The 12,119-nt window shown below is 68.3% G+C and carries 9 protein-coding genes; 6 read left to right on the forward strand and 3 right to left on the reverse strand.

The window, feature by feature from the left end; all coding sequences use genetic code 11:
* The first annotated feature begins 96 nt into the window (after positions 1-96).
* The 3 genes from uxaC to ACWIEX_RS20085 all read left to right on the forward strand — a co-directional run bounded on the left by uxaC (position 97) and on the right by ACWIEX_RS20085 (position 3,956).
* Complete coding sequence (gene uxaC / locus ACWIEX_RS20075) at positions 97-1,500, forward strand: glucuronate isomerase (RefSeq protein WP_454034728.1); 1,404 nt, start codon at positions 97-99, stop codon at positions 1,498-1,500.
* Entirely contained in the window at positions 1,497-2,966 is a 1,470-nt protein-coding gene (locus ACWIEX_RS20080; protein ID WP_454034729.1) for a mannitol dehydrogenase family protein, read from the forward strand. Before uxaC ends, ACWIEX_RS20080 begins: the two co-directional genes overlap by 4 nt.
* Positions 2,967-3,128: 162 nt before the next feature.
* On the forward strand, positions 3,129-3,956 hold the full coding sequence (locus tag ACWIEX_RS20085) for a transporter substrate-binding domain-containing protein (RefSeq protein ID WP_454034730.1): 828 nt from the start codon (positions 3,129-3,131) through the stop codon (positions 3,954-3,956).
* Between the two features lie 3 nt (positions 3,957-3,959).
* Here the strand turns inward: ACWIEX_RS20085 and ACWIEX_RS20090 are convergent, their stop codons facing one another.
* Positions 3,960-5,111: an amidohydrolase gene (locus ACWIEX_RS20090; protein ID WP_454034731.1), complete on the reverse strand. Its 1,152-nt coding sequence runs from the start codon at positions 5,109-5,111 to the stop codon at positions 3,960-3,962.
* 342 nt (positions 5,112-5,453) lie between these two features.
* Between ACWIEX_RS20090 and ACWIEX_RS20095 the strand changes: the two genes are divergently transcribed.
* A complete protein-coding gene (locus ACWIEX_RS20095; protein ID WP_454034732.1) occupies positions 5,454-7,160 on the forward strand; it encodes a lysine--tRNA ligase in 1,707 nt (568 codons plus the stop codon).
* Positions 7,161-7,166: 6 nt separating this feature from the next.
* Positions 7,167-7,847 carry a nitroreductase gene (locus ACWIEX_RS20100; protein WP_454034733.1) on the forward strand — a complete coding sequence of 227 codons (681 nt, stop codon included), beginning with the start codon at positions 7,167-7,169 and terminating at the stop codon, positions 7,845-7,847.
* A 6-nt stretch (positions 7,848-7,853) separates the two neighbouring features.
* Here the strand turns inward: ACWIEX_RS20100 and ACWIEX_RS20105 are convergent, their stop codons facing one another.
* Together ACWIEX_RS20105 and ACWIEX_RS20110 are read right to left on the reverse strand one after the other, a co-directional pair.
* The gene (locus ACWIEX_RS20105; RefSeq protein WP_454034734.1) at positions 7,854-8,909 is read right to left on the reverse strand and encodes a DUF808 domain-containing protein; all 1,056 of its coding nucleotides are present in this window, start codon (positions 8,907-8,909) and stop codon (positions 7,854-7,856) included.
* 76 nt (positions 8,910-8,985) lie between these two features.
* On the reverse strand, positions 8,986-11,058 hold the full coding sequence (locus ACWIEX_RS20110) for a 3-hydroxyacyl-CoA dehydrogenase NAD-binding domain-containing protein (protein WP_454034735.1): 2,073 nt from the start codon (positions 11,056-11,058) through the stop codon (positions 8,986-8,988).
* 188 nt (positions 11,059-11,246) lie between these two features.
* Between ACWIEX_RS20110 and ACWIEX_RS20115 the strand changes: the two genes are divergently transcribed.
* Positions 11,247-11,993, forward strand: coding sequence for an enoyl-CoA hydratase-related protein (locus tag ACWIEX_RS20115; protein ID WP_454034736.1), 747 nt, complete (start codon positions 11,247-11,249; stop codon positions 11,991-11,993).
* The last annotated feature ends 126 nt before the right edge of the window (positions 11,994-12,119 follow it).

A 12,119-nucleotide genomic window follows, 5' to 3' on the forward strand; every position in this document is an offset into this window, starting at 1 on the left:
GGCAGGGAGCGGCGGTCGTCTGGCGCACTAGTATACCAGGTGATTGACCCCCGCCGCGGCCGGCTCTAGAGATCGGGGCGACCGATGGAGATGCCCATGCTGCTGCACGACGATCGCCTCTTCCCCGCCGATCCGGTGACGCGCGGCATCGCGCGCCGGCTCTTCGCCACGGTCCGCGACCTGCCGATCATCTCGCCGCACGGCCATACCGACCCGCGCTGGTATGCCGAGGACAATGCCTTTCCCGATCCGGCGACCCTCTTCGTCAAGCCGGACCATTATATCTTCCGCATGCTCTACTCGCAGGGCGTCCGGCTGGAGCAACTCGGCATCGCCCGGAAGGATGGGGGCGAGGTCGAGACCGATCCGCGCAAGATCTGGAAGCTCTTCGCCGAGCACTGGCACCTGTTCCGGGGCACGCCGACGCGGCTCTGGTTCGAGCACGCGACTTCGACCGTCTTCGGCATCAACGAGCGCCTGACGCCTGAAAACGCCGACAAGATCTACGACAGGATCGCTGCGAAGCTGGAAGAGCCGGAGCTGCGCCCCCGCGCCCTGTTCGAGCGCTTCAACATCGAGGCGATCAGCACGACCGAGGGCGCGCTCGACGATCTGCGCTGGCACGACATGGTCCGCGAGTCCGGCTGGGGCGGCAAGGTCGTCACCGCCTACCGGCCCGACAGCGTCGTCGATCCCGAATTCGAGGGCTTTTCGGACAATCTCGAAAAACTGGGCGAACTGACCGGTGAGGATATCGGTTCCTGGACCGGCTATCTCGCCGCTCACCGGAAGCGGCGCGCCTATTTCAAGGAGCGTGGCGCCACTTCCTCGGATCACGGCCATGCCACCGCCCGCACCGCCAATCTCTCGGATGCGGATGCCGAGAAGCTCTACGCCAAGATCCTCAAGGGCAAGGTTTCGGCCAAGGACGCCGATCTCTTCCGCGGCCAGATGCTGACCGAGATGGCGAAGATGAGCCTCGATGACGGGCTCGTGCTCCAGATCCACCCCGGCTCCCATCGCAACCACAACGCCGCGCTGTTCGAGCATTTCGGCCGCGACATGGGCTGCGATATCCCGACGCAGACCAACTATGTCGAAGCACTGAAGCCGTTGCTCGACGCCGTCGGCAACGAACCGAACCTCACCGTCATCGCCTTCACCCTGGATGAGACAGCCTATTCGCGCGAGCTCGCTCCCCTCGCCGGGCATTATCCGGCGCTTCGGCTTGGGCCGGGCTGGTGGTTCCTCGATGCGCCGGAAGCCATGCTGCGCTTCCGCGAGCTGACCACCGAGACGGCCGGCTTCTACAACACCGTCGGCTTCAACGACGACACCCGCGCCTATCTCTCGATCCCCGCCCGGCACGACGTCGCGCGCCGCGTCGACTGCGCCTATCTCGCCAAGGTCGTCGCCGAGCACCGGCTGGAAGAGGATGAGGCTGCCGAGGTCGCCTATGACCTCGCCTATCGCCTCGCCAAGGAGGCCTACAAGCTGTGACCCGCCTCTCCGCCGCCACGCTCGCCGGCCTGCCGGCCTCGGTTCGCCGCCCGGCCTATGACCGCACCGCGCTCAAGCCCGGCATCGTCCATCTCGGCCTCGGCGCCTTCGCCCGCGGCCATCTCGCCGAATATACCGAGGACGCGTTGGAGAAGCGCTTCGGCGCCTGGGGCATCACCGGCGCCAGCCTCCAGCGTCCGGACCAGCGCGACCGGCTGAAACCGCAGGACGGGCTCTATACGCTGCTCAAGCTCGCCCCGACCGGGCCGGAACTGCGCGTCATCGGCTCGGTGCTTGACGTGCTCGTCGCGCCCGAAAGCCCCTCCGCTCTCATCGCCCGGCTGGCCGCGCCCGAGACCCGCATCGTCTCGCTCACCGTCACCGAGAAGGGCTATTGCCACGATCCCGCGACCGGCAGGCTCAAGGCCGATCATCCCGATATCGTCCACGATCTCGCCAACCCGCAGGCCCCGCGCTCGGCCGTCGGCATCCTCGTCGCCGGCCTGAAGGCGCGCCGCGATGCGGGGCTTGGCCCGTTTACCGCGCTCTGCTGCGACAATCTTCCCTCCAACGGCCATGTCCTGCGCGGCCTCGTCCGCGACTTCGCAGCGCTGACCGACGACAAGCTCGCCGCCTGGATCGAGGCCAACGGCGCCTTCCCCGCGACGATGGTCGACCGCATCGTGCCGGCGACGACCGAGGCCGACCTCGCCGAAGTCGCCAGGCTGATCGGCGCCGAGGACGCCGCCCCCGTCATCGGCGAGCCCTTCCGGCAATGGGCGATCCAGGACGTCTTCGCCGCCGGCCGCCCGGACTGGCATGAGGTGGGCGCGCAGATGGTCTCGGAGGTCGCGCCCTTCGAGTTCATGAAGCTGCGCATGCTCAACGGGGCGCATTCTTCGCTCGCCTATCTCGGTTATCTCGCCGGCCACGAGACGGTGGCCGAGGCGAGCGGCGATCCCGTCCTCGCCCGCTTCCTTGGGGGGCTCTGGGCCGAGATCATCCCGACCGTGCCGGCGCCGCAGGGCGTTGTCCTGGCCGATTACGCCAATGCTCTCCTCGCCCGCTTCCAAAACCCGGCGATCCGCCACCGCACCTGGCAGATCGCCATGGACGGTTCGCAGAAGCTGCCGCAGCGCCTGCTCTGTACCATCCGCGAGCGGCTGAAGGCCGAGGCCGGAATCGACCATCTCGCGCTCGGCGTCGCCGCCTGGATGCGCTACGTCACCGGCACCGACGAAAAGGGCGGCGCCATCGACGTGCGCGATCCGCTTGTTGCGGAGCTCAAGCGCCACACGGAAGCTGCCGGGCGCGATCCGAAAGCGCTGGTCGAGGCGCTCACCGGCATCGAGGCGATCTTCGGAACCGACCTGCCGGGCAACGAGCGCTTCACTAAGCCGGTCACCGCGCACCTCGCCTCGCTCCTCGACAAAGGCGCGAAGGCGACGGCAGCGAGCTTGGGCTAAGCCCTCAGCGTCATTCTCGGGCGAAGCCCAGCTTCGACCCGAGAATCTCGTGACAAGAAGGTTCCGGGAGCCTCATCCGGGACGAGATGCTCGGGTCAAGCCCGAGCATGACGGCCTCCCGCCCCCTTGATCCGCGCCGGCATCCAGCGCCAGATGCGCCCGATGCCTCGCGCGCTCACCCTCGTCGTCTCGCTCTTCACCGCCGCCACCGCCCTGGCGCAGGAGCCGCCGCGCATCGCCATTCCCAATCTCTGGGACCCGCGCATCCGGCTCGACCGGCCCGAGCCCGGCCCGCCGCGCGTCGTGCGCTTCCTCACTGACGACGATTATCCACCCTTCCATTTCGCCGGGCCGGATGGCGCTCTGACCGGCTTCTCGGTCGAGCTCGCCCGTACCGTCTGCGAGAAACTGGGCTGGACCTGCACGATCCAGCCGCGCCGCTTCGATACCCTCACGGACTCGCTCGCCGAGGGGCGGGGCGACGTACTCGCCGCCGCGATGAACCTGACGCCGGCCCTGCGCGGGCGCTTCGCGGCGAGCCATCTCTATTTCCGCGCGCCCGCCCGCTTCGTCACCACGCGCGGCAACGCCCGGGCAGCACTCGACGGCGCGGCCCTGCAGGGGCGGCGCGTCGCGGTCGTCTCCGGCACGGCCCATCAAGCCTTTCTCGAGCGGCTGATGCCCTTCGTGCAGCGCCGCGAAAGCACCGACCTCAACGCCGCGGTGGCAGCGCTGCGCAGCGGCGAGGCGGAATATGTCTTCGGCGACGGCGTGGCCTTGTCGCTGGCGCTCGCCGGCAGCGGCGGCGAGTTCGCCTTCTCCGGCGGGCCCTATCTGGAAAGCCGCTATTTCGGCGAGGGCGTCGCCTTCCTGCTGCGCAAGGACGACCCCGCCCTGAAGCGCGCCATCGACTACGCGCTGCAGGGGCTCTGGGACGACGGGACCTATGCCCGCCTCTATCTGCGCTTCTTCCCGGTCAGTCCTTACTGACCGTCAGGGCGCGTTGCTGGCCAATGCCTGCTTGGCAACCGCCGCAAGCCAGCCCGAGGTCGCCGGCAGGATCGCATCGTTGAAATCATAGCGATCATTGTGCAACGCGCCGCCATTCACCGCCGGGCCATTGCCCATCCAGATATAGCAACCCGGGCGCTTCTCCAGGAAATAGGCGAAATCCTCGCCGGTCGTACTGGCCTTCATGTCGCGCCGGACGATCAGCCCTGCGGCCTCTCCGGCAGCGGCGGCCATGTCCTCTTCCGGCGGCGTGTTGATCGTCGCGACGCCGTAGGTGAACTCGACCTCGGCCGTCATCTCGAAGGTCGCGGCGATATTCTGCGCGATGCCGTTGAGCCGTGCCAGCAAGCGGTCTCGCACGGCCGGCACAAAGGTGCGGAAGGTGCCCTCGATGAAGACATTGGTCGGGATCTGGTTGGAGGCGAGCCCGCCATGCACCTGGCCGATCGAGACCACCGCCGATTCCATCGGATCGACATTGCGCGAGACGATCGTCTGCAGCGCGACGATGAGATGGCCCATCGCCACGATCGGGTCATGGCTCTGCTCGGGCAGGGCGGCGTGTCCCGCCTTGCCGGTCAGCGTGATCTTGAAGCGCCCGGGCTCGGACATCACCGGCCCGCGATGCACCGCGACGGTACCGGCTTCCAGCCCCGGCCAGTTATGCAGCGCGAAGACGCGCTCCATCGGGAAGCGCTCCAGCACGCCGTCATCCAGCATCGCGAGCGCGCCGCCCGTCCCCTCCTCGGCCGGCTGGAAGACGAACTGCACCGTGCCGCTCCAGCCGTCGTCCGCCTTGAGCAACGCCGCGGCGCCCAGGAGAGAGGTGGTGTGGCCGTCATGCCCGCAGGCATGCATCACGTTGGGGGTCTTCGACTTGTAGGGGACGTCGTTGACCTCCTGGATCGGCAATGCGTCCATGTCGGCGCGCAGGCCGACGGTGCGTTCGGACGAGCCCTTCGTCAGCGTCGCCACCACGCCATAGCCGCCGACATTGGCGGTGAAGGGCACGCCGAGCTCGGTCAGCTTCTCCTGCACGAAGGCACTGGTCATCTTCTCGTGGCGCCCGAGTTCGGGATGGGCGTGGAGATGTCGTCGCCATGCGGTCAGCTTGTCGAGCAGGTCGCGGTCCAAGGCGGCATCCTTTCAAAGGCGTGGTCAGATACGAAGGAGCCCAGACTATCCCCCACGGCCGGCACGGCAACCACGGAAAAGAGAAGCCCCTCATTCCCAGCAAGCGGCTTTGCCAGCGTCATTCTCGGGCGAAGCGAAGCGCAGACCCGAGAATCTCTCTCAGGATGGGCCTCCATGCATGAGCCCCTTCCGGGTCGAGATGCTCGGGGCGAGCCCGAGCATGACGAGCCCGCCCAAACGCGCGCATTGACTGTGCCCTTCGCAATCTGCGAAAGCCCGCAAACAATAGTTTGCAGATTGCGAACTCACAGGCCACCAGACGCGGAGAGGATACCCGCCCAAATGCCCGCCTTCGACGCAGCCCTCGTTGACGCCGCCCAGCGTTCGGCCGCCTGGCCGTTCGAGGAGGCGCGCAAGCTCGTGGCCCGCATCGAGAAATCCGGCAAGAAATCGGTGATCTTCGAAACCGGCTATGGCCCTTCGGGCCTGCCGCATATCGGCACCTTCGGCGAGGTCGCGCGCACCTCGATGGTCCGCCACGCCTTCCAGGTGCTGACCGGCAACACGATCCCGACCCGGCTCGTCGCCTTCTCGGACGACATGGACGGCCTGCGCAAGGTGCCGGACAACGTGCCTAACAAGGAGCTGCTCGCCGCCAATCTCGGCAAGCCCTTGACCGAGGTGCCGGACCCGTTCGGCACGCACGATAGCTTCGGCCGCCACAACAATGCGCGGCTCTGCGCCTTCCTCGACAGCTTCGGCTTCGATTACGAGTTCAAGTCCTCGACCGACTCGTATCGCGCCGGCGAGTTCGACGCGACGCTGCTCAAGATGCTCGCCCGTTACGATGCGGTGATGAAGATCATGCTGCCGACCTTGCGAGAAGAGCGGGCCGCGACCTATTCGCCCTTCCTGCCGATCCACCCGAAGACGCGCATCGTCATGCAGGTGCCGATCGACGAGGTCGATGTCGAGGCCGGGACCATCGCCTGGACCGATCCGCAGACGAAGGAGCACTTCGTCTCCCCGGTCACCGGCGGTCATGTGAAGCTGCAATGGAAGCCCGACTGGGCGATGCGCTGGGTCGCGCTCGGCGTCGATTACGAGATGGCCGGCAAGGACCTGATCGACTCGGTCAAGGTCTCCTCGCAGATCGCCCGCGCGCTCGACGGCACTCCACCGGAAGGCTTCAACTACGAGCTCTTCCTCGACGAGCAGGGCCAGAAGATCTCGAAGTCGAAGGGCAACGGCCTGACCATCGAGGACTGGCTGACCTATGGCCCGCCGGAGAGCCTGGCGCTCTACATGTTCCAGCGCCCGCGCGAGGCCAAGAAGCTCCACTTCGACGTGATCCCGCGCGCGGTCGACGAATACCTCCAGTTCCTCGGCGGCTATGAGCGGCAGGACTGGAAGAACCGGCTCGGCAACCCGGTCTGGCACATCCATGCCGGCGAGCCCCCGGCGCCCGAGGTCATCGCTTCCGGCGAAGGGGACAACACGGTCCGGACGCAGGTGACCTTCGGCCTGCTGATGAACCTCGTCGCCGTCGCGAATTCCGAGGACAAGGCCGTGCTCTGGGGCTTCCTCCAGCGCTATGCGCCGGGCATCTCGCCGGAGACCCATCCGCGCCTCGATGCGCTGGTCGGCTACGCGATCGCCTATTTCCGCGACTTCGTGAAGCCGGCGAAAAGCTATCGCCCGGCCGACGAGGTCGAGCGCGACGCCTTCGCCAAGCTCGACGCCGCCTTGGCCGCGCTGCCGGCCGATCCGACGCCCGAGATGGTGCAGGACACCGCGCTGGACGTCGCCCGCGCCATCCCGCGCTACCAGAATCTCACTGCCAAGAACGCGACGCCGGAACGGCCGGGCGTCTCCGGCGACTGGTGGAAAGCGATCTACCAGGTGATGTTCGGCGAGGATCAGGGCCCGCGCTTCGGCTCCTTCGCGGCGATCTACGGCCTGCCCAACACCCGCGCCCTGATCGCCAAGGCGCTGGCCGGCGATCTGGTGAGGGAGCACGCCGCCTTCCTGGCAGCGCGAAAGGGCTAGCGAAGGATGACCGGGACAGACGCCGTCGAACGTGCGATCCGCGCCCGCCGCGCGGTTCGCGCCTTCCTGCCTGACCCGGTCGAGCCCGCTCTCGTGCGCCGCCTGATCGATCTGGCGGCGCAGGCACCCTCCGGCACCAACATGCAGCCCTGGAAGCTCCGGGTGATCGGCCCGCAATCCCGGGCGCGTCTCGAAGCGGCACTGCTCGCCGCGCTCGATGCCGGCGGGCGCCCCGGCGTCGAGGAATACCGCTACTATCCCGCACAGTTCCGCGAACCCTATCTCGCCCGCCGCCGCAAGGTCGGCTGGGACCTCTACGGCCTGCTCGGCGTCGTGAAGGGCGATACCGAGGGCATGAAGCGGCAGACCGCGGCGAACCTGCGCTTCTTCGATGCGCCAGTCGCACTGATGCTGACGATCGACCGCGATCTCGAGATCGGCTCCTGGCTCGATCTCGGCATGTTCATCCAGACCCTGCTGGTCGCCGCGCAGGGCCATGGCCTCGATTCCTGTCCGCAGGCGATCTTCGCGCAGTTCCACCCGATCGTCCGGCGCGAACTCGCCATCCCCGAGAACGAGGTCGTGGTCTGCGGCATCGCCATCGGCAAGGCCGATCCCGGTGCGCCGGCCAACCGCCTCGTGCCCGAACGCGAGCCGGTCGAGGGTTTCACCACCTGGCTGGATTGAGCGGCGTCACGCGCCGGGCTGCGCCGCCGCATCCTTCCGGAACAGCCTGACGAGTGGTCCAACCAGCCAGTGCATGGCGACGATGGTGAGGCCACCGACGATCACCCCGAACACGGCCGCCAGAGCCGCTCCGGCCAGCCATTCGCCGGCACCGGCGAGTACTGCCGGCAAGGCGCGCCCAGCCGCGACCGCGAGATCGTGGACGCCATGCCCTAGTCCGGCGAGGCCATATTCTTCCAATCCATGGATGATGATGCCGCCGCCGACCCAGAGCATCGCGGCCGTGCCGACTGCGCCGAGCAGGCTCAGGAAATGCGGCATGGCGACGACGAGCCCGCGGCCGAAGGGCTGCGTCAGCCAGGACAGCGCGCGGTCGATCCCTCCCGCTTCGCCCGGCTTCAGCCTGCGCATCCCGAGCAGGCTCGTCGCCGGCCGCTGGTTGGCGGTGAGCGCCATGCCGGCATCGTCCGCCTTCACGATCAACGCGACCACGCCGTAGACGACGGCCGTGATGCCGATGCCGACGATGGCGAGCACCGCCGCCTTCATCCAGAAGGATTGGTCCGAGACGCCGGCCAGGGTGATCGCCATGATCTCGGCCGAGAGGATGAAATCGGTCTTCACCGCACCGGCGATCTTCTGCTGCTCCAGCGCTGCGGGATCGCCGATCGCCTCACCGGCCTTGCCCTCACCATGGGCGCCATGCGGCATGACCAGTTCCAGCAGCTTCTCGGCGCCCTCGAAGCAGAGGAAGACGCCACCTGCCATCAGCAGAGGCGTGATCGCCCAGGGTGCGATCAGCGCCAGCACGAGCGCGCCGGGCAGCAGGATGAGGAGCTTGTTGCGCAGCGAGCCCAGCGCGATCCGCCAGATGATCGGCAGTTCGCGCGCCGCAGCGAAGCCGACGGCATAGCGCGGCGTCACCGCGGCATCGTCGATGACGACGCCTGCCGCCTTTGCACCGGCCTTGCCGGCCTGCGCCACGACATCGTCGACGGAAGACGCCGCGATCTTGGCGATGCCGGCGACGTCGTCCAGCAGCGCAAACAGCCCCGAAGCCAAGCGGCTCTCCTCGAAAACGTATCGGATCAGGCGAGGATAGAGTGCTTTTCGTTCACCGCAATGACAGCGCGCCGCGTCACGCTTTCAAACTGGCAAACCCCTTGCCCTCAGACGCGAGACGCCTGAGCAGCGGCGCCGGTTCCAGCGCCTTGTCGCCGGTCTCCGCCGCCTGCGCCTCCAGCCGCTTGACGATCACGTCGAGCCCGACGCTGTCGGCCCAGAACATCGGGCCGCCCCGCCAGGCCGGCCAGTTATAGCCGTTGATCCAGACGATATCGATGTCGCCCGGCCGCGCCGCGATGCCCTCTTCCAGGATGCGCGCGCCCTCGTTCACCATCGGATCGAGCAGGCGCGCCAGGATCTCCTCCTGCGTGAAACTGCGCCGCGTCATGCCCTGCTCTGCCGAGATTCGGGCGATCAGCGCCTCGACCTCGGGACAACGCTGCCCGGCACGCGCGCCTTGCGGATAGAGATAGTAGCCGCGCCCGGCCTTCTGGCCGAACCAGCCGGCCTCGCAGATCGCATCGGCCACGGCGGCCTTCAGGCCGCGCGCCTTGCGCGAGCGCCAGCCGATATCGTTGCCGGCGAGGTCGGCCATGGCGAAAGGCCCCATCTTGAAGCCGAAGCCGACCAAGGCCGCATCGACCTCATGCGGCAGCGCGCCCGCGACCAGCAGCCGCTCGGCAGCGCGGGTGCGCCGCTCCAGCATGCGGTTGCCGACGAAGCCGAAGCCGTTGCCGACCACGACCGGCACCTTGCCGAGCTTGCGGCCGAGCGCGACGGCGGTCGCGATGGCATCATCCGCCGAACCCTTTGGCCGGACGATCTCCAAGAGCTTCATCACATTGGCCGGGCTGAAGAAATGCATGCCGATCACATCCTGCGGGCGCTTCGTCGCGGCCGCGATCGTGGGCACGTCGAGATAGGAGGTGTTGCTGGCGAGGATCGCGCCAGGCTTCGCCACCTTGTCGAGATCGCCGAAGATCTGCTGCTTGACCCCCATCTCCTCGAAGGCCGCCTCCACGACGATATCGGCTCCGGCCGCAGCCGCGAGCCCGACTGCCGGCTTGATCAGCGCCATGCGGCCGGCCTTGGCCTCCGGCGTCAGGGAACCCCTGGAAACCGAGATGTCGTAGATCGCGCCGATGCGATTGACGCCATTGTCGAGCGCAGCCTTCGCCGTCTCGATCAGGGTCACCGGGATGCCGGCATTGGCGAAGCACATCGCGATGCCGCCGCCCATCGTGCCGGCGCCGATCACGGCGGCGGTGGTGATTTCGCGCGGCTTCACCTCCGGCCCGATGCCCGGCACCTTCGCCACCTCACGCTCGGCGAAGAAGACATGGCGCAGCGCTTTCGATCGCTCGTCGGCGACCAGCGACAGGAAGAGCTTGCGCTCAACCGCTGCTCCCTCCGCGAAAGCCAGCGTGAAGCTGGCGCGCACGGCCTCGACCAGCGCCGCGACGTTCGGCATCCCCTCGGCCTTCTTCAGCGCCTCCCTCGCCAGCGCCTCGAAGGTCTCGCGATCCGCTTCCGTCAATTCGCCGGTTGCTGCGCTCGTGACCGGGCGGCGTCCCTCCGCCGCCAGCGCCTCGGCCAGCCGGATCGCCGCGGCGACGACATCGCTGGAGACGACCTCGTCGAGCAAACCGTATTCCAGCCCCTTCCCGGCCGAGATCGGTTCGCCCGAGAGCATCATCGGGAAGGCCTTCGCCGCACCGATCAGGCGCGGCAGGCGCTGCGTGCCGCCGGCACCGGGAATGATCCCGAGCTTGATCTCGGGCAGGCCGAGCTTCGCAGCCGGCAGCGCGACGCGGCCATGGCAGGCAAGCGCGACTTCAAGCCCGCCGCCGAGCGCCACGCCCTGGATCGCCGCCACGACCGGCTTCGCCGAGCCCTCGATCGCGTCGAGCACATCCGGCAGGCTGGGCTGGACCGGCGGCTTGCCGAACTCGCTGATATCGGCGCCGGCAATGAAGGCCTTCCCGGCGGAGGCGACCACGATCGCGGCGACGGCGGCATCGGCATTGGCCGCCTTGACGGCACTCGCCAACTCTTCGCGCACGGCTGCGCCCAGCGCATTGACCGGCGGATTGTCGATGGTGGCGATCGCGACCCGGCCGCGAACCTCAAGCTGAACCTTGGTCATCGACGTCTCCCCAATTCCCATCCCGCGCCTCGACTCGCAAGCTAGGGCAGCGAAGGCGTCTCGCCGGGCAAGGGAGGATCGCCCCCGCGCGATGTCAAGCGTGGCGAGGCAACGAAAGGCGCATCCGGCCTCGCTTGACCCCCGGCGAAAGCCCATGCGATCCCGGCTGCACAATCAGGAGCGGACCGATGAGCGAAGTGCTGAGCGAAACCGTCGCGGCCGGCGTGCTGCAGGTCACGATGAACCGGCCGGACCGCAAGAACGCACTCGACCGTGCGAGCTATGCCGGGCTGATCGCGGCGATCGCCGCCGCCGAGGCCGATGCCTCCGTTCGCGCCATCCTGCTGACGGGTGCCGGCGACACCTTCACCAGCGGCAACGACATCAAGGATTTCGCCATGGCCGCCGCGGCCGGCGAAGGCCCGCGTGTCGCGATCGATTTCCTCGAGGCGATCTCGACCGCCCGGAAGCCGATTGTCGCGGCTGTCGAGGGCTTCGCCGTCGGCATCGGCACGACGATGCTGCTGCATTGCGACCTCGCCTTCGCCGCCCGCTCGGCGACCTTCCGCCTGCCCTTCGTCACGCTGGGCCTCTGCCCCGAGGGCGGATCGAGCTATCTGCTGCCGCTGGTCGCCGGCTCGAAGAAAGCGGCCGAGCTGCTGATGCTGGGCGAGGCCTTCAATGCCGAGACGGCTGCCGCAGCCGGCCTCGTCAATGCCGTCACCGAGGACGGCACGGCGCTGGAAGCGGGCCTCGCCAAGGCGAAGGCACTGGCCGCGCTGCCGCCTGAATCGCTCGCCCTGACCAAGATGCTGCTGAAGCGCGGCTCGGCCGAGACCGTGGCCGAGACCATCGCGACCGAGGCCCGCCATTTCGGCGAGCGCCTGAAGTCGCCGGAGGCCATGGCCGCCTTCATGGCCTTCCTGAAGAAGTGAGGCGTGGGGGGCCCCAGGCCGCCCCCCCCCCGCCCCCCCCCCTCACCCCCGCGCGCGGCCCCGCGAACCCCCGCCCCAGCCCCCCCCCCCACGGGAACCCCCCCCCCCCCCCCCCGACCCCCCCGG

Source organism: Allobosea sp. NPDC055353 (assembly GCF_053644975.1).